This window comes from Leifsonia poae (assembly GCF_050632195.1).
Lineage (GTDB): Bacteria > Actinomycetota > Actinomycetes > Actinomycetales > Microbacteriaceae > Leifsonia > Leifsonia poae_C.
The window spans coordinates 2205861-2226813 of the sequence record NZ_CP192580.1 but is presented as its reverse complement, the minus strand read 5'-3'; the positions used below and the strand labels follow the sequence as shown (position 1 = coordinate 2226813).

At 65.6% G+C, this 20953-nt stretch carries 20 protein-coding genes, 1 tRNA gene and 1 pseudogene; 11 read left to right on the top strand and 11 right to left on the bottom strand.

Features of this window, described 5'->3' with window-relative positions; genetic code table 11:
• The first annotated feature begins 70 nt into the window (after positions 1-70).
• Positions 71-844: a DUF1684 domain-containing protein gene (locus tag ACQ86A_RS11275; protein ID WP_431277154.1), complete on the top strand. Its 774-nt coding sequence runs from the start codon at positions 71-73 to the stop codon at positions 842-844.
• Here ACQ86A_RS11275 and ACQ86A_RS11270 read toward each other — a convergent pair.
• Positions 841-1119 carry a hypothetical protein gene (locus tag ACQ86A_RS11270; RefSeq protein WP_431277153.1) on the bottom strand — a complete coding sequence of 93 codons (279 nt, stop codon included), beginning with the start codon at positions 1117-1119 and terminating at the stop codon, positions 841-843. The genes ACQ86A_RS11275 and ACQ86A_RS11270 overlap by 4 nt on opposite strands.
• A 74-nt stretch (positions 1120-1193) precedes the next feature.
• Entirely contained in the window at positions 1194-1397 is a 204-nt protein-coding gene (locus ACQ86A_RS11265) for a PadR family transcriptional regulator (RefSeq protein WP_431277152.1), read from the bottom strand.
• Between the two features lie 195 nt (positions 1398-1592).
• On the opposite strand from ACQ86A_RS11265, the gene ACQ86A_RS11260 reads away from it, so the two are divergent.
• Positions 1593-2096 (top strand): DUF3145 domain-containing protein, encoded by a 504-nt coding sequence (locus ACQ86A_RS11260; RefSeq protein ID WP_431277151.1) that lies wholly within the window; start codon positions 1593-1595, stop codon positions 2094-2096.
• 129 nt (positions 2097-2225) lie between these two features.
• On the opposite strand, the gene ACQ86A_RS11255 is transcribed toward ACQ86A_RS11260, so the two are convergent.
• The 6 genes and pseudogenes from ACQ86A_RS11255 to aceE all read right to left on the bottom strand — a co-directional run bounded on the left by ACQ86A_RS11255 (position 2226) and on the right by aceE (position 9835).
• Positions 2226-3461: a beta-ketoacyl-[acyl-carrier-protein] synthase family protein gene (locus tag ACQ86A_RS11255; RefSeq protein ID WP_431277150.1), complete on the bottom strand. Its 1236-nt coding sequence runs from the start codon at positions 3459-3461 to the stop codon at positions 2226-2228.
• 117 nt (positions 3462-3578) lie between these two features.
• Positions 3579-3827: an acyl carrier protein gene (locus ACQ86A_RS11250; RefSeq protein WP_271178624.1), complete on the bottom strand. Its 249-nt coding sequence runs from the start codon at positions 3825-3827 to the stop codon at positions 3579-3581.
• Positions 3828-3868: 41 nt separating this feature from the next.
• Positions 3869-4873, bottom strand: a complete 1005-nt coding sequence (locus tag ACQ86A_RS11245) for a beta-ketoacyl-ACP synthase III (RefSeq protein ID WP_431277149.1) — start codon at positions 4871-4873, stop codon at positions 3869-3871.
• A gap of 11 nt (positions 4874-4884) precedes the next feature.
• Positions 4885-5805, bottom strand: a complete 921-nt coding sequence (locus ACQ86A_RS11240) for an ACP S-malonyltransferase (RefSeq protein WP_431277148.1) — start codon at positions 5803-5805, stop codon at positions 4885-4887.
• A 93-nt stretch (positions 5806-5898) separates the two neighbouring features.
• A pseudogene (locus ACQ86A_RS11235) lies at positions 5899-7091 on the bottom strand (PucR family transcriptional regulator).
• Between the two features lie 17 nt (positions 7092-7108).
• Entirely contained in the window at positions 7109-9835 is a 2727-nt protein-coding gene (aceE, locus tag ACQ86A_RS11230; RefSeq protein ID WP_431277147.1) for a pyruvate dehydrogenase (acetyl-transferring), homodimeric type, read from the bottom strand.
• Positions 9836-10042: 207 nt separating this feature from the next.
• On the opposite strand from aceE, the gene ACQ86A_RS11225 reads away from it, so the two are divergent.
• The 5 genes from ACQ86A_RS11225 (at position 10043) to ACQ86A_RS11205 (ending at position 12941) form a co-directional block, all read left to right on the top strand.
• Positions 10043-10522 (top strand): peroxiredoxin, encoded by a 480-nt coding sequence (locus tag ACQ86A_RS11225; protein ID WP_431277146.1) that lies wholly within the window; start codon positions 10043-10045, stop codon positions 10520-10522.
• Between the two features lie 25 nt (positions 10523-10547).
• A tRNA-Val gene (locus ACQ86A_RS11220) sits at positions 10548-10623 on the top strand.
• An 80-nt stretch (positions 10624-10703) separates the two neighbouring features.
• Positions 10704-11303 carry a DUF1269 domain-containing protein gene (locus ACQ86A_RS11215; RefSeq protein ID WP_431277145.1) on the top strand — a complete coding sequence of 200 codons (600 nt, stop codon included), beginning with the start codon at positions 10704-10706 and terminating at the stop codon, positions 11301-11303.
• A gap of 80 nt (positions 11304-11383) precedes the next feature.
• The gene (locus ACQ86A_RS11210) at positions 11384-12451 is read left to right on the top strand and encodes a hypothetical protein (protein ID WP_431277144.1); all 1068 of its coding nucleotides are present in this window, start codon (positions 11384-11386) and stop codon (positions 12449-12451) included.
• Between the two features lie 70 nt (positions 12452-12521).
• Positions 12522-12941 carry a VOC family protein gene (locus tag ACQ86A_RS11205; protein ID WP_431277143.1) on the top strand — a complete coding sequence of 140 codons (420 nt, stop codon included), beginning with the start codon at positions 12522-12524 and terminating at the stop codon, positions 12939-12941.
• A 9-nt stretch (positions 12942-12950) separates the two neighbouring features.
• Here the strand turns inward: ACQ86A_RS11205 and ACQ86A_RS11200 are convergent, their stop codons facing one another.
• The gene (locus tag ACQ86A_RS11200; protein ID WP_431277142.1) at positions 12951-13589 is read right to left on the bottom strand and encodes a M23 family metallopeptidase; all 639 of its coding nucleotides are present in this window, start codon (positions 13587-13589) and stop codon (positions 12951-12953) included.
• Between the two features lie 183 nt (positions 13590-13772).
• On the opposite strand from ACQ86A_RS11200, the gene ACQ86A_RS11195 reads away from it, so the two are divergent.
• The 4 genes from ACQ86A_RS11195 (at position 13773) to ACQ86A_RS11180 (ending at position 18783) form a co-directional block, all read left to right on the top strand.
• Positions 13773-14285 (top strand): universal stress protein, encoded by a 513-nt coding sequence (locus tag ACQ86A_RS11195; protein ID WP_431277141.1) that lies wholly within the window; start codon positions 13773-13775, stop codon positions 14283-14285.
• Positions 14286-14362: 77 nt separating this feature from the next.
• A complete protein-coding gene (locus tag ACQ86A_RS11190) occupies positions 14363-15055 on the top strand; it encodes a VIT1/CCC1 transporter family protein (protein WP_431277140.1) in 693 nt (230 codons plus the stop codon).
• A 318-nt stretch (positions 15056-15373) separates the two neighbouring features.
• Positions 15374-17542: a cell wall-binding repeat-containing protein gene (locus ACQ86A_RS11185; protein WP_431277139.1), complete on the top strand. Its 2169-nt coding sequence runs from the start codon at positions 15374-15376 to the stop codon at positions 17540-17542.
• A gap of 740 nt (positions 17543-18282) precedes the next feature.
• A complete protein-coding gene (locus tag ACQ86A_RS11180; RefSeq protein WP_431277138.1) occupies positions 18283-18783 on the top strand; it encodes a hypothetical protein in 501 nt (166 codons plus the stop codon).
• Between the two features lie 678 nt (positions 18784-19461).
• On the opposite strand, the gene ACQ86A_RS11175 is transcribed toward ACQ86A_RS11180, so the two are convergent.
• Positions 19462-19923: a hypothetical protein gene (locus ACQ86A_RS11175; RefSeq protein WP_431277137.1), complete on the bottom strand. Its 462-nt coding sequence runs from the start codon at positions 19921-19923 to the stop codon at positions 19462-19464.
• Between the two features lie 2 nt (positions 19924-19925).
• Positions 19926-20879 (bottom strand): TIR domain-containing protein, encoded by a 954-nt coding sequence (locus ACQ86A_RS11170; RefSeq protein WP_431277136.1) that lies wholly within the window; start codon positions 20877-20879, stop codon positions 19926-19928.
• Positions 20880-20953: the final 74 nt, after the last annotated feature.

Here is a 20953-nt window from a genome sequence, read left to right as displayed (position 1 = left end):
CTGACACCGCCACCGCCCCCGTCGACCCCGCGACATCCTGGCGCGCTACCGCCAACGCCGCGAGATGGCGGTGACCGCGCCAAAAGGCAACCTGGCGCTGGTGAACACGCAGTGGCTGAGCGGTGATCCCGAAGAGCCCGCCCAGACGATCTGGGGTGTCCCCGGCCTGTGGTCGCCTCTGCCCAAGGGGCAGTCCGGTCTGAAGGTCACTGCGACGCCGGCCGACAACATCGTGGTCGACGGGCAGTTGGTCGACGGCGAGGCGATCGTGCGCGGTAAAGACGACCCGAACCCGAGCGAGATCACATTCAGCGAGACCGTGTCCGGATTCGTCATCGCCAGCGAGGAGGGCGAGTACGCCCTGCGGGTCTGGGATGCGAACTCCGAGGCCATCCAGGAGTTCGGCTCCATCGACGCTTTCGACTTCGATCCCGAGTGGATCATCCAGGCCAAGTTCACGCCCATCGAGGGTGGCAAGGCGGTCGGGTTCGAGCACCTGAAAGATGAGGGCAAGACCCGCGACATGGTCGTTCCGGGCGAGATCACGTTCAGCAAAGACGGGGTCGACTACAACCTGGCCGCATTCAAGGCCGGTCGCGCTCTGCAGCTCGTCTTCGCCGACGCGACCAACGGTGACTCGACCTATTCGGTCGGTCGGTTCCTGTTCGTCGCGCCCAACGCTGACGGCACGGTAACGCTCGACTTCAACCTGGCGGTTCTCCCGCCGTGCGCCTTCAGTTACAACTTCAACTGCCCGCTGCCGCCGGCTCAGAACCGCTTCGCCGTCGCCATCGAGGCCGGAGAGAAGAACGTGCTCAACAAATCAGGCGAGCTGCTGCACTAGTTCGCCGGGCGTCGGCCGCGTCGCGGGCGTTCGGGTGACCGCTCTTGGAGCAGGCCTTCAGGATGCGCAGCAAGCGTAGCCGCCACCTCGTCGATCCACTCGATGGCCGCCTTTGCCCCGAGCTCTGCGGCTCTGTTCGCGGCGAGGAGCGCCCGCGAGTCGGCATCGTGTGCCAGTTCGCGGATCTTCTCCGTGAACGACAGCCGATAGTCCTCGAGCACGTGCGCGGGATCAGCCTCGGCGATGGATGCGACGATCAGGATCTGATCCTGCATCTCGTCCCAGTCGGGGCGGCTGTCGTGGGGCCCGTGGGTCAGCCAGAGCTGGGCCTGCTCGCTGCCCGCATCCGTCAGCTCGTAGAGGGGAGGCCGTCGTCGGTGGTCCCGGCAGGTGCGATGAGGCCTTGGTCGGTCATCCGCTCGAGCGTCGAGTAGACCTGACCGGCGTTCAGCTGTCTGCGGTGTGCGGCGCGGGCCAAGAATTCGCTCTGCAGTTGCGAGCCGTATGCCGGGCCGAGCGTGAGGAGGGCGAGGAAACCGTTCTGAACGGACATACTCAGTATGGTATTCCCGTCCGCGCCTTCCGGCGGAGTGCAGAACCACCGAATCACAATCTTGTAACTTCGGTGCGTTGTACGGCATAATTCGAAGCGTCGGCTTCGGTCGGCCCAAATTTCATAGCTCGCTGCATGGTTGCCGCGTCGATCGGTCGTTGGGGAAGACGTACCGAATCGAGACGGAGGAACCTCATGGCAGCACACGCAGCTCGGGGAGTGCTCTACGTGCACTCCTCACCTGGCGCGCTCTGCCCCCACATCGAGTGGGCGGCGGGTCGTGCCCTTGGTCGCGCCGTCAACTTCACGTGGGAGACGCAACCGGTACTGAAAGGTGCCCAGCGCGCCGAGTTCTACTGGGAGGGCCCGCAGGGCACCGGAGCGGCCATCGCCTCCGCTCTGCGCGGCTGGGAGCACCTTCGGTTCGAGGTGACCGAAGATCCCGGGCCCGGGACCGACGGCGGACGCTGGATGCACACCCCCGATCTCGGCATCTTCTTCGCCCAGACGGACACGGCTGGGAACACGGTCATCCCTGAAGACCGTGTGCGCTACGCGATGGAGATCGCGGGTGCGAACGCGACCGAGCTGCACCGCGAACTCCGCCTCGCGCTCGGCCAGGCGTGGGACGACGAACTCGAGCCGTTCCGCCACGCGAGCGACGATACGAGGGTCGTCTGGCTGCACAAAGTCGGCTGAGCGATTCCGCAGCTCCCGCGGCGGGCCGGACCAGGCATTGTGCGCTGCCGCCCGCCCGCGGTGAACGAAAGGACCCCGACCGGCTATCCGGTCGGGGTCCTTTCCTGTCTCGCTGTCGACCGCCGGCGTCTAAACCGAACGGAACGCGACGACAGCGTTGTGGCCGCCGAAGCCGAAGGAGTTGCTGATCGCCAGCAGGTCCCCGTCGCCGAGCGAGCGAGGTTCGGTGACCACGTCGAGCAGGATCTCCGGGTCCTTCTCGGTCAGGTTGATCGTCGGGGGAGCGACGCGGTCGTGCAGGGCCATCACGGTGAACAGAGCCTCGATCGCACCCGCGCCACCCAGGAGGTGGCCGGTGGATGCCTTGGTCGCCGACACGGGGATGCCCTCGAGCAGGTCGCCGAAGACGCGACGCAGCGCGTTGTACTCGGCGATGTCGCCGACCGGCGTGCTCGTCGCGTGGGCGTTGATGTGGCTGACGTCGGAGAGCGAGGCTCCGGTGTTCGAGATCGCCGAGATCATGGCGCGAGCAGCGGCCGAGCCCTCGGGGTCGGGCGCGGTGATGTGATACGCGTCGCTGGTGACCGAGCCGCCGACGAGCTCGGCGTAGATCTTCGCACCGCGGGCCTTGGCGTGCTCCTCGGTCTCGAGGACGAGCGCCGCGGCACCCTCGCCGAGCACGAATCCGTCACGCGAGATGTCGTATGGGCGGGATGCGGTGGCCGGGTCGTCGTTGCGCTTCGAGAGCGCCTGCATGGCGGCGAACGACGCGATGGGCAGCGGGTGGATGGCCGCTTCCGAGCCACCGGCGATGACCACGTCGGCGAGCCCCTGCTGCAGGTGGTCGTAGGCGTTCGCGATCGACTCCGTGCTCGACGCGCAGGCCGAGACGACAGTGCGGATGCCCGCGCGTGCGTGCAGATCCATCCCGATCGCCGCGCCCGGGCCGTTCGGCATGAGCATCGGAACGGTCATGGGCATGACGCGACGCGGGCCGCGTTCGCGCAGGGTGTCCCACGCGTCGATCAGTGTCCAGACGCCGCCGATACCGGTCGCCCAGTCGACGGCGAGCCGCTCGGGCTCGACCTCGGGGCTGCCCGCGTCCGCGTAGGCCTCACGGCCGGCGATGAGAGCGAACTGGCTCGACGGGTCGAGGCGTTTCACCTCGTGACGCTCGAGCACGGACGTGGCCTCGACTCGCGCCTGTGCGGCGAAGGTGACGGGAAGGGCGAGCTCGGAGACCCACTCCTTCTCGATGGTCGATGCGCCGGATTCTCCGGCGAGCAGGGCCTTCCAGCTCTCTGCGGCGGTGCCACCGAGCGGCGACGCAGCGCCCACGCCGGTGACGACGATTTTCTTGGTCATAACGGCAACTCTCCGTTGGTGAGGAACATGACGGCGCTGAGGCGCGCCATCGATCGCGGGGCGGGTCGGCCCGGGCAGGCAGACCCGCCGCCGCGAAGGAAGATTTCTTGCGGGCGCTTAGGCCTGAGCCTTGACGATGAACTCGACGGCGTCGCCGACGGTCTTGAGGTTCTTGACCTCTTCGTCCGGAATCTTGACGTCGAACTTGTCCTCGGCGTTGACAACGATGGTCATCATCGAGATGGAGTCGATGTCGAGGTCGTCGGTGAACGACTTGTCCAGCTCAACCGTGTCGGTCGCGATACCGGTCTCGTCGTTGATGAGCTCGGCCAGGCCGGCAAGAACTTCTTCGGTGGACAATGCCATGTGTTTTCTCCTTGGGGGGTGTCGTTTGACCGTTGATCAGTTTAGGGCAGCACGACGACCTGTGCGCCGAACACCAGTCCGGCACCGAAGCCGATCTGGAGCGCGAGGCCGCCGCTGAGCTCTGGATTCTCCTGCAGGAGACGGTGTGTCGCCAGCGGGATCGAGGCAGCCGAGGTGTTCCCGGTCGTCTCGATGTCTCGGGCGATCGCGACGGTGTCCGGCAGTTTCAGCTGCTTGGCGAACTCGTCGACGATACGCATGTTGGCCTGATGAGGGATGAACGCGGCGAGCTGCTCGCTCGTCACGCCGGCCGCATCCAGGGCCTGCTTGGCGACTTTCGCCATCTCCCAGACGGCCCAGCGGAAGACCGTCTGGCCCTCCTGCCGGAGGGTCGGCCACTCGGCACTGCCGTCGCGGTAGTCGACGAGCGTGCCGTTCATGCCGACGGCGTCGGCCTTCGATCCGTCGGAGCCCCAGATGGTCTTCGCGATTCCGGGGTACTCGCTCGGGCCGATCACGACGGCGCCGGCTCCGTCGCCCAGCAGGAACGAGATCGAGCGGTCGGTCGGGTCGACGACGTCGGAGAGCTTCTCTGCACCGACCACGAGGGCGTAGTGAGCGACGCCGGTGCGGATGAGAGCATCCGCCTGGGCGATCGCATAGGTGTATCCGGCGCAGGCGGCGTTGACGTCGTAGGCGGCGGCAGGATTCGCGCCGACGCGGTCCGCGAGCACAGCGGCAAGCGACGGAGTCTGCTGCGAGTTGCTGATCGTAGCGACGATCACCGCGTCGATGAGCTGCGGGTCGACACCCGACTTCGCGATCGCCTCGCGCGAGGCCTCGGTGGCCATGTCGACGGCGAGCAGGTCGTGGCTCGCCCGGGTGCGGGTGATGATGCCGGTGCGCTGCCGGATCCACTCGTCCGAAGAGTTGATCGGACCGACGAGGTCGTCGTTGGGCACGACCAGATCGCCGCGGGCAGCACCGACGGACAGGATGCGGGTGTACTGCGGGCCGTGGGCCTGCTGCAGTGTGGGGTGGGTCATCCGGGGTCCTCCTAGGCTGCCTGGTCGATGAGCTCGAAAGCGGCGGGCAGATCGTCCGGCGTCTTGATGGCGACCGCGGGGACGCCCTTGAGGCCTCGCTTGGCCAGTCCGACGAGGGCACCGGCGGGGGCGACCTCGATTATGCCGGTCACTCCGGGGGCTGCAAAGGACTCCATGGTGAGGTCCCAGCGCACGGGTGACGAGACCTGACCGACGAGCAGCTTCAGGTACTCGGCGCCCGACGTGACTCGCGAGCCGTCCTTGTTGGTCCAGATCGGCAGCGTCGGGTCGTTCGTCGTGAGGCTTTCCGCGAAGGCCTCGAGGTGCGCGACGGCCGGCTGCATGTACTTGGTGTGGAAGGCGCCTGCGACCTGCAAAGGGATGACCCGTGCGCGCGCTGGCGGGTTCTCCGAGAGCTGGGCGAGCGCATCGAGCGCCCCGGCGACGACGATCTGGCCGCCGCCGTTGTAGTTGGCGGGGGAGAGGCCCAGCTCGTCGAGCTTGGCGAGGAGCTCGGCCTCGTCTGCGCCGATCACGGCGCTCATGCCTGTGGGGGTCTCCGCTGCGGCGCGGGCCATGGCGGCACCACGCTCGCGAACGAACGCGACCGCATCCGTCTCGCTCAGGATGCCCGCACCGGCGGCTGCGGTCAGCTCGCCGACCGAGTGCCCAGCGATCCCGCCGACCTTGTCGCGGCGGCCGTCGGCGAAGAGTGCCGACAGTGTGAGCAGCCCCGCGGAGACGATCAGCGGCTGGGCGACCGCCGTGTCGCGGATGGTGTCCGCGTCGCTGACCGTGCCGTGCGCGACGAGGTCGATGCCGACAGCCTCGGAGATGCCCGACAGCTGGTCGCGGAACGTGGACTCGGTGAGCCAGGGTTCCAGGAAGCCGGGGGTCTGGGAGCCCTGTCCTGGGCACACGATCACAATCACGAGTTCTAGTCTGCCAATCCTCCGCCGAGCGGATGTGTCGAACGGATACGAAGTATTCCGCGATCCTTTGTGAATGTCTACTAAGGGGTGCCGTCAGGCGCGGCGGGGCGCGTCCGGCTCGTTGATCGAACCGACGATCAACGCCGCCTGCAGGATGAGCGCCTCGCGAGCACCTGTCGCATCCCAGCCGATGACCTCGGACACGCGCTTGAGGCGGTACCGCACGGTGTTGGGATGCACGAACAGTTCACGCGCCGTCGCCTCGAGCGACCGGCCGTTGTCCAGATAGCACCACAGGGTGGTCAGCAGTTCGGTGGAGTGCGCCTGTAGCGGACGGTAAATGCGGTTGATGAGCGTCGCACGCGCCAGGCCGTCGCCGGCCAGGGCACGCTCGGGGAGCAGATCGTCGGCATGAACGGGCCGGGGGCAGTTGCGCCATGCCTTCGCGACAGCGAATCCGGCGAGGGCCGCCTTGGCGCTCTTGGATGCGTCAACGAGGCTCGCCACTTCGTGTCCGAGCACCAGATGGCCGGGACCGAAGCCGGGTTCGAGCTGCGAGGCGATCTCCAGAAAGCTGACCATCGGAGCGGCGCCGATGGTCTCCTCCGGCGTGGCGGCACTCGGGAAGGCGCGACCGATCACGAGCACGAGTCGGCTGCCCTGCACTCCGATCAGCACGTCCGCCGACATGTGCCGGGCAGTCCGACGCAGCTGGTCGACGTCGAGCATCTTGGGCGCGGTACCGACGAGAACGCTGACCTCGCCGTGTCCATGCCACCCGAGCGCGGCGATCCGGCTCGGCAGCTCGTCGTCGTACTCACCGGTCAGGATGCTGTCGACGACCAGCGCTTCGAGCCGTGCGTCCCACAGTCCGCGCGCCTCAGCGGCGCGCGCGTACACATCCGCCGCTCCGAACGCGATCTCGCGCGAGTAGAGCAGGATCGCCTCTCGCAGAGGCTCGCCGCCGTTCTTGACGCGGTCCTCGACGACCTCCACGGTCACCTTGATGAGCTGCAGTGTCTGCTGCAGGCTCACCGAGCGGAGCAGCTCGCGTGGAGCCGCGCCGAACACGTCGGCGGCGATCCACGGCGTCGACCGGGGATCGTCGAACCACGAGATGAACGACGAGATGCCGGCCTGAGCGACCAACCCCACCGCGGACCGCCGCCCAGGGGCATGTCGCGGTACCACGGCAGGGTGTCTTCGAGCCGCTTCAGGGTAGCGGTAGCCAGCTCACCCGAGATCTTGCGAAGCCAGGTGAGCGTCTCTTCCTTCGTCTTCGGCACCGGAGTGCGGCCCGAGGTCAGCTTTCGCCGCCGGCGCTACCGGTGGTGCCCGCGTTCACGTCGTGCAGCAGGTACTTCTCGATCGCCCAGGCCGGAGCGTTCGGGTCGACCTGACCACGGGCCGCCAGCAGTTCGAGCGTGCGAACCACCATCGACGGGCCGTCGATCTTGAAGAACCGGCGTGCAGCTGCGCGCGTGTCTGAGAAGCCGAAGCCGTCGGCGCCGAGCGTCGCGAACTCGCCGGGAACGAACTGACGGATCTGGTCGGGCACGGCGTGCATGTAGTCGGTCACAGCGACGAACGGACCGTCGGCGCCCTGCAGCTTGCGGGTCACGTACGGGACCTGGCGCTCCTGCTGCGGGTAGAGGAAGTTGTGCTCCTCCGCCTTCAGGCCGTCGCGGCGCAGCTCGCCCCACGAGGTGACGCTCCAGACATCGGCCGACACGCCCCAGTCCTGCGCGAGCAGGTGCTGGGCCTCGAGCGCCCACGGCACCGAGACGCCCGATGCGAGGAGCTGAGCCTTGGGGCCCGCGGTGTCGTTCCCGCGCAGCTTGTAGATGCCGCGCACGATGCCGTCGACGTCGACACCCTCGGGCTCTGCCGGCTGGACGATCGGCTCGTTGTACACCGTGAGGTAGTACATGACGTTGGGATCAGGGTGGTTGTCCCCGTACATCCGCTCGAGTCCGGCGCGCACGATGTGACCGATCTCGTAACCGTATGCCGGGTCGTATGACACGACGGCCGGGTTGGTCGACGAGAGAACCAGCGAGTGGCCGTCGGCGTGCTGCAGGCCCTCACCCGTGAGGGTGGTGCGTCCGGCGGTCGCGCCGATCATGAAGCCGCGTGCCATCTGGTCGCCGGCGGCCCACATCGCGTCGCCCGTGCGCTGGAAGCCGAACATCGAGTAGAAGACGTAGACCGGGATGAGCGGCTCACCCTGGGTGGAGTACGACGTTCCGATGTTGGTGAACGCCGCGAGAGCTCCCGCCTCGTTGATACCGACGTGGATGATCTGTCCCTGCGGGCTCTCCTTGTATGCGAGGAGCAGCTCGCGGTCGACCGAGGTGTAGTGCTGGCCGTTGGGGTTGTAGATCTTCGCGTTCGGGAAGAACGCGTCCATGCCGAACGTGCGCGCCTCATCCGGGATGATCGGCACGATGCGGTGACCGAAGTCCTTCGAGCGCAGCAGGTCCTTCAGCAGTCGGACGAACGCCATGGTGGTGGCGATCTCCTGCGTACCGGAGCCCTTCTTCGAGATCGCGTACGCGGAGTCGTCGGGCAGGTTCAGCTGGGTGTACTTGGTCCGACGCTCCGGCACGTATCCGCCGAGCGCGCGACGACGCTCGTGCAGGTACTGGATGGCCTCGTCCTCGGGTCCCGGGTTGTAGTACGGCGGGAGGTAGGGGTTCTCCTCGAGCTGAGCATCCGAGACGGGGATGCGCATGGCGTCGCGGAACGCCTTGAGGTTGTCGAGCGTCATCTTCTTCATCTGGTGGGTCGCGTTGCGGCCCTCGAAGCTCGGACCGAGGCCGTAGCCCTTGATGGTCTTGGCGATGATGACGGTGGGCTGACCCTTGTGCTCGACGGCCGCCTTGAAGGCCGCGTAGACCTTGCGATAGTCGTGACCGCCGCGCTTGAGGCCCCACACCTGGTCGTCGCTGTAGTCCTCGACGAGCTTGAGGGTGCGCGGGTCGCGGCCGAAGAAGTTCTCGCGCACGTACGCGCCGTTCTCGGTCTTGTATGTCTGGTAGTCGCCGTCGGGGGTCTGGTTCATCAGGTTGACCAGGGCGTTGTCGCTGTCGCGGGCGAGAAGGTCGTCCCACTCGCGGCCCCAGATGACCTTGATGACGTTCCAGCCCGCTCCGCGGAAGTAGCTCTCGAGCTCCTGGATGATCTTGCCGTTGCCGCGCACAGGGCCGTCGAGGCGCTGCAGGTTGGCGTTGACGACGAACGTCAGGTTGTCGAGCTTCTCGTTAGCCGCGACCTGCAGCTGTCCGCGGCTCTCGACCTCGTCCATCTCGCCGTCGCCGAGGAATGCCCAGACGTGCTGGTCGCTCGCATCCTTGATCCCGCGGTTGGTGAGGTACTTGTTGGCCTGCGCCTGGTAGATCGCGTTGATCGGGCCGAGACCCATCGACACGGTCGGGAACTGCCAGAACTCGGGCATGAGGCGCGGGTGCGGGTAGGAGGAGAGCCCGCCGCCGGCGTGCGACTTCTCCTGGCGGAAGCCGTCGAGCTGGTCGGCGCTGAGCCGGCCCTCGAGGAACGCACGGGCGTACGGGCCGGGGGAGGCGTGGCCCTGGAAGAACACCTGGTCTCCGCCGCCCGGGTGGTCCTGGCCGCGGAAGAAGTGGTTGAAGCCGATCTCGTAGAGCGTCGCGCTGGAGGCGTAGCTCGAGAGGTGGCCGCCGACGGCGATGCCGGGGCGCTGGGCGCGGTGCACCATGACGGCCGCATTCCAACGGATCCAGGCACGGTAGCGCCGCTCGATCTCCTCGTCGCCGGGGAACTCCGGCTCGTTCTCGGGGGAGATGGTGTTGATGTAGTCGGTGGTCGGAACCATCGGAACACCGAGGTGCAGTTCTTTGGAGCGCTTGAGCAGGCTCAGCATGATTTCACGAGCGCGCTCGTGACCATGGGCCGCAACCAGTGCATCGAGGGATTCCTGCCATTCGGCGGTCTCCTCCGGGTCCGAATCGACGTTGTCCATCGAGTACGGGTCCTGGTCGTTTACAGTCACCCTCGACCTCTTTCTTGTGTGGGATAGATCGTGAGAGGCGCTTTTCACTGTCGGATTACGACATGCGGAAGGCACCATCTGCCAGCCTAGCCTCACTGCGCGCCCCGCGTTGACCGCGCTCTTGGAAGTCCCTGCGAGCGGGTCTATGCTGTGTCCTCGTGCGTCGCGGGCGGATCCCTCGCGCGGGCGCTGAAAGGAAACTGGAACATGGCTCTGGAGAACGACACCCAGGCACCCGACTTCGAATTGCTGAACCAGTACGGCGAGACCGTGCGCCTCAGCGACTTCGCCGGCAAGCGCGCCGTTGCGCTCGTCTTCTTCCCGCTGGCATTCTCCGGAACCTGCACCGGCGAGCTGTGCGCGCTCCGCGACAACCTCGCGCTGTTCAAGGACCACTCGGTCGAACTCATCGGCATCTCCGTCGACTCGAAGCACACGCTGCGAGCCTGGGCCGAGCAGGAGAAGTACGACTTCGCGTTGCTGGCGGACTTCTGGCCGCACGGCGAGATCGCCAAGGAGTACGGCGTGTTCCTGCCGGAGAAGGGATTCGCCAACCGCGCGACCTTCGTGATCGACGAGTCGGGCGTGATCCGCGCATCCTTCATCACCGCACCGGGCGAAGCACGCTCGATCGAGGCATACCGAGCCGCCCTGGATGCGCTGCCCGTGCACGCCGCGTCCCGGTAGGATAGGGAAGCCGCAGCGCGGCGAAGGGCCTTTAGCTCAGCTGGTAGAGCGCCACGTTTACACCGTGGATGTCATCGGTTCGATCCCGGTAGGGCCCACCACAACCTCCGCTTATGCGTCACGCCCCGCGGATCATCCTGTGCGGGTGATGCAGCGCGGGCCGGACGGCTCGATGCTTTCTATGGCCGCCCAACTGCGGCTGTGGATCACAGCGGACCCTTTGTGCTCGCTGGTGACGGACGGGAGCGATCTGATGCCGGACAATCCGTATATTGCGATAGCCGCGCAGTACGCGAGTGAAGACGAGGCCGTGGCCGATTTCGATCGGCTCCACGAGCATTTCAAGGATTCGGGAAAGCACGCGGCTTTCGACGCTGCCGTCGTCGTGCGCGACCTCGAGGGAAATGTCTCCATCCCCAAGCGGGATGACCACGCGAAGCACCATGGCGGCCGGAAGGGCCTCGCCATCGGTCTTGCCAGCGGTGTCGTCGTCGCACTGTTCCCTGCCGTCGCCCTGGGTGGAGCGCTGCTGGCGGCCGGGGGCACCGGCGCAGGCATCGGAGCTCTGGCCGGGCACATTGCCAACAATTCGTCCGCCGAAGATCTCAAAGGGATCAGTGAGACCCTCCACGCCGGAAGCGCCGGCATCGTGGTCGTCGTCGACTCGAGCCTCGCCGACGACGTGGAGAAGTTGCTGACGAAGGCCTCCAGCGTGACGCGGAAAGAGATCGCGGTCGATGACGAGAAGCTCGACAATGAAGTGCAGGATGCCTACGAGTAGAGCTCCGCGTAGCCCGTGACGGTGGGTGCGTTTAGCCCTGACGCGTACAGCCGCACCGGGTGGCGAGAAGGAGTAGGGGAGTGCCGGAGAGCGTCGAACTGTGGTGGGCGAGGCGTCAATGGTCCAAGGGCGTCGACGTCCCTTACCCGATCGGCACCTATAGAACCGAGTGGGCGCGCTATCCCGTGCTTGCGAGGCAATACCACCCCGACCTGAACCACGGGATCGTACTCAGCCAGGTGCCTCCGGCTGCGGAGGTCTTCCTCGTGTGGGAGTGCGACGCCGGCCACCGCTTCGTCGCGACGCCCGAGGAGCAGCGATCGCGTCCGGCCGGTTCACGGCGACGTTCGACGTGGTGTCCCGATTGTTCCGCGTTGGCCACCGGCAGACGAGTCGCTCTGCCTGTCGTCGACCTCGGGATGCACAGCTGTGGCCATGCACGGGACCCTCGGCGCATCGAGAGCGACCCCGATGATGACCGGTGCTTTCTCTGTCGCCGCCTGGACCGCACTCAGATCACGCGCGAACTGCTCGTGACCATGGCGGCTCCGCGTTCGCGGGTCGCGGTCTCGACGGCGAACAGCATCGGTGCGCGGTACGCGTGGCAGTGCGAGAACGGGCATCCGGCGTACGAAGCGACGATCGAGCGCATCCTGAGCGGCCGTCGCTGCCCGGTCTGTCGTCATGCGCGGGCGGGGGCGGATGCTGTGCCGGTCGGCGAGGCGTTCCTGAGCGAGTGGGCTCCGAAACCCGCCTCGGCGGCCGAGCCCGAACTGCGCCGTCGGTTGGCCCAGCGCCTCGCCGTCGATCTGACGAAGAACGCGGTGCGTGTCGCGCGCCCGTTCTTCTCCCACCTCGAAGTGTGGCCGGACATCATCATCCCGGAGCTGAGGGTGGCGATCGAATACGACACGACGGGGCGGGACGGTCTGGAACATGTCGGTCGGCGCGAGGACGTCGATCGAAAGAAGGACAGACTCCTGCGAGCGGCCGGGTGGGAGGTGGTGCGCGTGAGGTGCGGAAAGCTCCAGCCGATAGGGCCGTACGATCTGACCGCATCGGGAGTGACATCGGCACTGATCGAGCGTCTGGTCGACCGACTCGGCGAGGTGCGCGGATCCCTGATCGTCGACGCATATCGGCGCTGAACATTGCACTCGTGCAACGTCGTAACCCCTGGCTACGCTGAAATCACATGGCCACTAGGAGGGCATTTTCATGGCTTCGACATTGAACCCGTACCTGAACTTCCGAGACAAGACCCGTGAGGCGATCACCTTCTACCAGAGCGTCTTCGGGGGCGAGCTGACGATCAGCACGTTCGCCGAATTCAACATGGCCGACGATCCCGCTGAGGCGGACAAGGTGATGCACTCACAGCTCACGACGCCGGGCGGTTTCGTCCTGATGGCAGCCGACGTTCCCCAGCACATGCCGTTCACAGAGGGGTCGTCGATCTCGATCTCGCTGAGCGGAGCGGACGAGGCCGAACTGACGGGCTACTGGGAGAAGCTCATCGAGGGCGGCACCGTGGTCGAGCCGCTGTCGAAGGCGCCCTGGGGCGACAGCTTCGGCATGGCTGTCGACAAGTACGGCGTCAACTGGCTGGTGAACATCTCGGGCGCCGCTCCAGCGTGACGCACGCGTCTAGAAGACGTGCGCGCGAAGCCAGGGGAGTGGGTCGATAGCGGTGGTGCCGCCCGGGCGCACCTCGAAATGCAGGTGCGCACCGGTCGAGACTCCGGTGTTCCCGACGGATGCGATGGGCTGACCCGCGACGACGGGCTGGCCGACCGCGACCGCGAGCGATCCCACCGCGAGGTGGCAGTAGCGGGTTGAGACGACCTCGCCGGCGAGATCGTGGTCGAGCGTTATCGATACTCCGCACCCTCCGTCGTCGCCGCCGACTTCCTCCCGCACCGTTCCCGCCGCAGCGGCGTGCACCGTCGTGCCCATGCCGGGCGCGAAGTCGACACCCTGGTGATCACTCGATGCACCCGCGGTGGGCGCCGAACGCGCACCGAAGCCGCTGGAGATCGGCGCGCCCGCACCGACGGGCCAGACCACCGGCGGGTGGTACGAGATGGCGACGCTCTCGCGCGCGATTTTCGGGAGATCGACCTGAGCGGAGACGTCGATGGCTTGGGAGGCTGGCTGACTGCCGAGAGTTACCAGGTCATCCTGGCCGATTCCGGCCTGTGCGGGCGCCGCCGTGAGACTGAAAGCGAGCGCACCGGCGATCAGTGCGGTGGCCGAACGGCCGAAGAGGGACGCGATTGTAGGCACAGGTGTTCCAGGGAGTGGGGGAGGGGAGGGGTCGAACACGGAGGCCGACAGAGAGACTCTAAAATACTGACTGCAAAGAAGCCTGGACGACTCTCGTACGTCGGCTGTATGCCGGCCGTAGCTCTGGGTATGGATGACGGCACCGACATTGCACCCATCCCGCGCACAGGTCGACAATGGGGCATGGCGGAGATCCGAGCATCCGGACCCGTGGTCGTCGGCGTCTATCCCGGCCAGGCCGTGGCGGTGGTCGTTGAAGCAGCCATGCTCGCGGCGGAGATCGATCGCCCGCTGCTCTGTGGATACGTCACGCTCGACAGCTACCTCACGGAGTGGGAGAAAGGGGACCGCCGGCAGGCTTCCCTGCATCCCGTCGAGGTCGACAGGGCGGAAGAGTCGGTTGCGCTCGAACTCGCCGGCGCGATCACCACCGCGCTCAAGGACCGGCCGACGCTCGAGCAGGGCTGGTCGCTGCGCATCCTGAACGGCGACCCGAGCCAAGCGCTGACCAGGCTCGCCGAGGAGGTCGACGCACGCCTCGTCGTGGTGGGCACACACGGCGCTGGATTCGGTCGCGCCCTGGAGTCCTGGCTCGCAGGCTCGGTGGCGACCCACCTGAGCCGATCGGTGCACCGTCCGGTGGTCGTCGTGCCGGTAGAGCATCGGCGCGGTACGAAGTCGCCGACGCTCGACTGAGCATTCGGATCACGGGCAATCCGCGCCAATCGGCGCTTCCTGTCGACGGGGCGGTTCGCCCTCTGAGAATATGACGCATGACCAGCATGCTCACCCGACTCCGCCTGGCGGTGACGGATGCAGCATCACTGCGATCTTGGACGGTTGACGCCAACGACGGCATCATCGCCACGGCCGGTGTTCTGGAGGGTTTCGCGGGCGCCGGCGCCAGCGATGCGACGCTGCTCACCGCAGCGATTGTCGCGACCGTCGCCGGGGGACTGAGCCTCGGCGGCGCCAAGTGGTCGGAGGAGGCCGCCGAGCGCGAGGTGCAGGTGAGGTTGGCCCGCGAGGAGGCCGCCCAACTGGAGTCGAGCCCGGAAGACGAGATCGCCGAGCTCGCCGGCTATTACGAAGCAAAGGGGCTGACCGACGGGCTGGCGCGTGAGGTCGCGGAGCAATTGACTGCTCAGGATGCGCTGGGCGCGCAACTCGAGACCGAGCACGGCATCCGTGAGGTCATGTCCTTCGGCGCACCGATCTGGGCGGGCGTCACAGCGAGCGCCGCCTTCGTTCTGGGGGCGCTCATCCCGCTGCTGATCACGATTCTGGTGCCCGGAGCACTCGAGGCGTGGGCGATCCTCGTTGCGGTGGCCGTGTCGTTGGTCCTGACGTCCATCGTCAGTGCCCGCACCGGCCGAACCGGGGTCTCCCGCACCATCGCGCGCGCCCTCACGGTCGGCCTCGGAACACTCGGAGTCAGCTATCTGGTCGGCCTTCTGATCTTCTGACACCGTCCGGCTCTCTGACACCGTCCGGCGCTCCTCTGACATATGAGCAGAGCATGCTGAGGAAGGCTTGCCGCAAGTCCAGCGGTTTGCCACGCCGGCTGGTGGCGGGGGAGTCGGTCCCTGAAACGAACGAGCGCCGGGCAAGCGTGAAGGGACGCGCGACCACCTCGACATTTGGGCCCCTCGAATTGGGGTGGAATTGGCGATTCGCGCCCATGGCTGACAGGGCGCCCCGAACTCTAAGCTGAATCGCCTTATCTACACCGGCGGCCGCGCTCTCACCAGAACGCGACCGCCTTGCCGTCCCTAGGGGAACCAGTGCGCCGTCGCATCGTCACCGCTCTCACCGTCACCGCGTCGATCTCAGCCGCAGTTCTGGCCGGTGCCGGCATCATCACACCCGCAGTGGCGGTTCCGCCGCCGCCGAACGCGGCGAACATCCCGGAATACGACACGTCCAAGAACCAGCTGCCGAACGGAATGACGCTGGGCCCGGATGGGAACATGTGGTTCGGCGAGGCGGATGGGATCGGCAAGGTCACGCCGTCGGGCAAGGTCACCGAAATCGGGTTCGACAAGACCCAGCTCCTCGGCGCCAACACGGTCAACTCCTATCCGAGCTCGTTCGTGTTCGACGCAGCGGGCAACCTCTATGTCGGCGGTGGTGTACCGGGCGACAGCGGCTACATCGCGGAACTGCCCGCCGGCGCCAGCAAACTCATCGTGAAGCAGAGGTTCACCTACACGGTCAACCAGCTCACGCTCGGACCCAACGGCAATCTCTACTTCACGATGCCGTTCATGGACGACTACATCGAAGAGATCAGCACAAGCTTCGGCGCACTGACCGACCATTATCTCGGAACGAATTCGAGCAGCAGAGTCGACTTCGCCTTCATGGGCCCGGACACGATCTACTACCTCTCCGATAGCTCCCTCTACTCGATCTATCTGCCCACGAACACCCGGACTACCGTGATGTTCGTGCCGACCGCCGACTACGGCGAGGGCGCATTGCGGAAGGACCCTGCCGGCAACATCTGGTTCAGCCGTCCTACAGAGGTCGACGAAGTGACCACCAGCGGAACCCTGAAGCGATTGCAGATGCCGGCGACCTTCTACAGCCGAGACGGATCGGTCGGCCGCATCGGCGACCTGACGATCTCCGAGGACGGCCACATCTGGGTGCTGGGACTCGACCAGGATTACAGCGGTGGCACCGTGTGGTCGATGACCCCGACGGGGACGTTCACACATGAGTATTCGCTTCCCACAGGGCGCGAAGTCGGCTGGATCTTCCCCGGTAAGGGCGACCAGCTCTGGTTCGGAAGCGGACAATACGTCACCGACGACGACAACAACTCGTTCCTCATCGCGCAAGGCATCGCGTCGATCGAGCCCGGTCAGCCTCCGGTTGCGGCGATGTTCCCGCAGCAGCCGTACACCCAGGTCGGGGGAATGGCATTCGACGGCTCCGGGCATTTGTGGTTCTCCGACTACAACCTGGGTGAGGTCGGCGTGATCCAGTCGGAGCATGTGACGCGGCTGTTCGGAGCTGACCGGTTCACGGGTTCTGCGAGTTTCGCCGCCGGAAACTACGCGGCACCGGTGGGGTGCGTGTATATCGCCAACGGTCTGAATTTCCCTGATGCGCTGTCTGCGGCACCGGCTGCCGGCAAGTGCGGTGGTCCACTCATGCTGGTATCGCCGCATGCGATCTCTGACGCGGTGAAGGCACAGTTGACGGCGTTGCAGCCGAAGAAGATCTACGTCGTGGGCGGCGCGGCTTCGGTCGGCGACGACGTGCTGGCGCAGCTCCAGGCTTACACTCCCACCCCGGCCGACGTGACCCGTAACGGTGGTGCCGACCGCTATGAGGCGTCCCGCAACATCGCTGAAGCCATGTTCGGCACCGGTGCCGGAGCGACCACGCATATCGCGTTCCTCGCCAACGGCGCGAACTTTCCGGATGCCCTGTCCGCGGGTCCCGTCGCGTCGAAGCTGGGCGCCCCGGTGATCCTGGTCCCCGGCATCTCGCCCCACCTTGACGCGGCGACGAAAGCCACTCTGACCGCCATGGGCATCACGACCACGTATGTGGCGGGCGGCCCAGCCTCGGTCTCGGACGGCATCCTCACCGATCTCGGCACGGCAGGGTTCTCGCCGACTCGCCTTTCGGGGGCTGACCGATACAGTGCGTCCGCTGCGATCAACAACCAGTTCTTCGGCGCGGGCAGCAGTGTGCCGATGTTCCTGGCCAGCGGGCTGAACTTCCCTGACGCTCTCGCCGGCGCGAGCCTGGCTGCGCACCAGGGCGCGGCGCTGGAGCTCATGCCGGGAGCAGACGCGACCTGCGTGCCGCAATCGGTGGCGCAGAGCATCTACGCGATCGGCAGCAGCCAGGTGACCATCCTCGGCGGCCCCGGCACCCTCAACTCGAACGCAGACATCCTCCTCGGATGCCTGAACACCGCCCGACTCCAGTGACGGCTGCGTAGGCGCGCCGGTCCGGAAACACTCAGTGGGTCGGCGTCGAGACCAGCGTCTTGGCGCCGACTTCGCTCGCGGTGGTCAAGCGCTGATAATGCACATTATGTCAAGTAGTAACCTAGCTACGCGCCAGGATGGATCCGTCCATCGGAGTCGCGGTGCCAGCACCCATCTTGATCGACTTGAAAGCCAAAGGCGTCGACCACCTGATTGAGCTCTTGTGAGTTGTTGCCTTCCCGATATGACGCCAGTAGGTCCGCGCCGCGCCCGGTGAGACGGATCGCCATGAGCCGCACGATCATTTGGTTTATCTCGCTTCCCACATATGTCTCGTCGTCGTCGTTGGAGAATTCACCTCGGTCGAAGCGCTTGACGTCGTTGCAATTGATGGCAATAGCGCGCAGAGACCCACCTGGTCGCTGACGAGCTCAGGCCTCTTCACGCCGAGCACTTCCACGCATCTGTACACGTACGTAACAGTCGTCGGTTTGCGCGCCCGGCTCCGCAACGGGCTGCCAGATCTGGCGCACGAACTTCTTGCTGACTGCGGTCCCCGAGTGGCTTTGGTTGGTCGGCGCAATCGTGACATTCCTTGTAGTTATCGGAATCGGGTGGTCTAATAGTCGGCCGCATGGTGGTTGATAGACGGCCGCGTCGACGTCCTGGCCGGCGAGCAGGAGCATAGATCGGCCCACAAACCCCCAGCGTGCCGACTACATTTGCTCTACCCTGACCGCATGACTCCGGCCGATTGGGTTGCATCTGGCATCGCGTTCGTCGCGTTGGTGCTGTCGGGATATTCGATCGCGCGTCAGCGCGCATCGTCGATGCCTCACTGGGAGTTCGACTGGACGTCACAGGCTGGCCAGTACCCTGGCTCAGAGTTTTGGCGCGCCGAGGTGCGACAAGCGGGGCCCGGTGACGTCGAGCGCGTCTCGATCGCCTCCCGCGTCCGCGGCTTACCCGGAAGCGTCTGGGAAGGTTGGGACCCCCACGACGGCCAGAACGGTGTAAAACCGGTGCCGGCGCCTCGGCCGGTGATGCACTCTGAGGGATTCTCCGATTGGGACTTTGGGCGTGTGATGCGGCGTGGTGAGTACGCCTGGCACACCGCGAAGATCACCAACAACGGCTCTTCGTACGTGGTTGAGGTCAAGATCGAATGGGTCCAGTCCCCCAACACCCATCGCCAGCGGAGTCACGTGGAGTCCCACGCGTTCGGCCGTAGCGGGTCGTGAGGCCCGTCAGCATTGAGGAGCGCACTTCTATCGAGACTCCACAAACCAGCGTTGCAACAACCCTGACGTATAGCGCCTCACCCGCCTCCAAATGATGATGGCGAGGACGGGCGCGGCGCCCCCGGGGAGGCCGAGCCCGACCCAGTTCAGGGATTGGTCCGAGAGAATCTGTGTGGTTGTAATCTGGTGCCGGCGTCGGCTTGCTCGTGGCCATGCTGAACGGGACCCGGAGCAGCTCTAGGTAGCGACCCGAACCCGCGAGCACAGGACTTCTGCGCAAACACGGATTCGACTTTGACGGCACCGCTCAGATCGACGACGGTGTCGGCGAAGTCCGCAAGGTCCGCTCTGCCGCTTCCTAGCGCACGTAACCTGATCGTCAATTGGACGCCGGTGACGGCGGCCGCCCGGCACCTGGCAATGGCCGTCCACAACCTCGGCATGGCAATCGCGCCGTGAGCCGGCGTCGCGGACCGGTCGGCTGGGGAAGGTGTGGGCGAGTTTGGTGAAGCCGACCCGTCGAACGTCCTCAGGGTTCCGGCGAAGACTGCAGACGTCGAGGGGGTTCCGGTGAGCAGGTCGGTGCCCGCCGAGGACTGTATCCGCTGTCGAATGGACGACAATTACGCCCTGGCGCCGACTCAGAGGCGCCAAAGTGATATCACCCAGTTTCCGAGCTCAGACGGCGTAAGCCGAACCGCAAATCAGGCAGTAGTACGGCTCGGTAGCATCCTCAGGAATTTTCACCGGTTCCCACGGATGACAGGGAGGAGCGATCAGCATCATGTCGTCGGGTTCGACGAGCGGATCGGGCATTCCTGGTCGTGCAACCTCGTTGATCTCTACGTGAACTAGCCCTTTGCGGTTCGGCTTGAATGCGTCCGTTAGAGCCTCATTGATCATGTCGTTTGCAGATACGGCCATCGCAGCCTGCGAATACTCAACCTGTTCCTGAGTCCACCAGGAGTCGTGGCCGGCCGATTTCCCGCACCGAGGGCACCAATACACGTCGGGATAGACGAAATCCGATGGCGCCTCTTCTGTTGGGCCGTGGTGCCATTTGAACTCGCGCTCGCAAGTTGGACACTCACGCCGAAGGAATCCATCAGAATCCAGCGGATATTCGACCGAAAGTTCCATGATCAACCCACCGCATCAAAGTAGACATCCTGCTCGAAAGGCTCGCCGTCTTCGAGCCGCCCAACGACCCGCAACTCGAACTGGTCTGGCGCCCCACCCTGAAACGTCTTATTCGTCGTCCATGCCCTTATCGTGAAGGACTTCCCTACTGGCAGTCGGGCTACGGGGCTGTCTGACCGTAATTGCACGTGCGGCGCCAAAGCTTCTGGGACTTCCAACTTGACGTCGTAGATCGGTACGGCTCCGTTGTTGGTGACCTTCACCTGATCGAGCCTCGTGCCTCCGGAGACATACCAATGCCCATCGACATGAGCCCCGAACCTATCTGTACTCGGGAGCTTCTTCCCCATCGGCAGCCCATTCCCTGGCTTCGGCGGCGATGTGAAGTCCCCAGCGGTCAGCCAATCCGTCCCGCTCAGATCGATCGGGCAGTCCGCTGTCTTCAGACGCTCGGCAAGGGACTTTCTCATTTGAGGAGAATTGTTCATTCGAATGGCGTGCCGGCCACCGACGTCACTGAACGGGCGCAGGTCGCCGAGCTCCACAAGAACCGTCCGCTTGACGTTGCGGCCCATTGCCATCCCTGCTTCAAAAAGCACATTGGGGCGAGCCTGGCCGCGCGGCTCTGTCTCCGATTCATCGTCATGAGCGTATTCACGTCGCAGATACGCCACGTCGTCGGGGGTGAATAGAACGACGATCGCCTGCGCGCTCTCGAATGCGACGTCGAGCACGTCACCGATGTAAGGAGTTCCCTCGCCGGTAAGCGCAACGGCTTGATCCCACTCGAGCGGACGCAAACCCAGCGCGCGAAGAAACGTGAACATCGAATCACGGACAGCGCCATTACGCCCATGGACGACAAACACTCGCTCCGGCATCCTGCCGCCTAGTTCGTCTTCCGCCTCTTTGCCTAGAGCCACCATGTAGTGCAGAGTACCGGCAGCCCCGGACATCGAGCCCTCCCCCGCAGCGGGAGGCGCACGATCCTTCTCCTCGCCAACAAGCCGTCAAGGGCGGGAGTCGATGG

What these genes read in the sequence shown, in the direction of transcription:
- ACQ86A_RS11225 (WP_431277146.1), top strand. Translation starts at nt 10,043, where the DNA reads ATGGCTCTGGAGAACGACACCCAGGCACCCGACTTCGAATTGCTGAAC.
- ACQ86A_RS11190 (WP_431277140.1), top strand. Translation starts at nt 14,363, where the DNA reads ATGACCAGCATGCTCACCCGACTCCGCCTGGCGGTGACGGATGCAGCA.
- ACQ86A_RS11170 (WP_431277136.1), bottom strand. Translation starts at nt 20,879, where the DNA reads ATGTCCGGGGCTGCCGGTACTCTGCACTACATGGTGGCTCTAGGCAAA.
- ACQ86A_RS11215 (WP_431277145.1), top strand. Translation starts at nt 10,704, where the DNA reads ATGGCCGCCCAACTGCGGCTGTGGATCACAGCGGACCCTTTGTGCTCG.
- ACQ86A_RS11260 (WP_431277151.1), top strand. Translation starts at nt 1,593, where the DNA reads ATGGCAGCACACGCAGCTCGGGGAGTGCTCTACGTGCACTCCTCACCT.
- ACQ86A_RS11175 (WP_431277137.1), bottom strand. Translation starts at nt 19,923, where the DNA reads ATGGAACTTTCGGTCGAATATCCGCTGGATTCTGATGGATTCCTTCGG.
- ACQ86A_RS11270 (WP_431277153.1), bottom strand. Translation starts at nt 1,119, where the DNA reads ATGCAGGATCAGATCCTGATCGTCGCATCCATCGCCGAGGCTGATCCC.
- ACQ86A_RS11255 (WP_431277150.1), bottom strand. Translation starts at nt 3,461, where the DNA reads ATGACCAAGAAAATCGTCGTCACCGGCGTGGGCGCTGCGTCGCCGCTC.
- ACQ86A_RS11250 (WP_271178624.1), bottom strand. Translation starts at nt 3,827, where the DNA reads ATGGCATTGTCCACCGAAGAAGTTCTTGCCGGCCTGGCCGAGCTCATC.
- ACQ86A_RS11265 (WP_431277152.1), bottom strand. Translation starts at nt 1,397, where the DNA reads ATGTCCGTTCAGAACGGTTTCCTCGCCCTCCTCACGCTCGGCCCGGCA.
- ACQ86A_RS11195 (WP_431277141.1), top strand. Translation starts at nt 13,773, where the DNA reads ATGGCGGAGATCCGAGCATCCGGACCCGTGGTCGTCGGCGTCTATCCC.
- ACQ86A_RS11205 (WP_431277143.1), top strand. Translation starts at nt 12,522, where the DNA reads ATGGCTTCGACATTGAACCCGTACCTGAACTTCCGAGACAAGACCCGT.
- ACQ86A_RS11180 (WP_431277138.1), top strand. Translation starts at nt 18,283, where the DNA reads ATGACTCCGGCCGATTGGGTTGCATCTGGCATCGCGTTCGTCGCGTTG.
- ACQ86A_RS11245 (WP_431277149.1), bottom strand. Translation starts at nt 4,873, where the DNA reads ATGACCCACCCCACACTGCAGCAGGCCCACGGCCCGCAGTACACCCGC.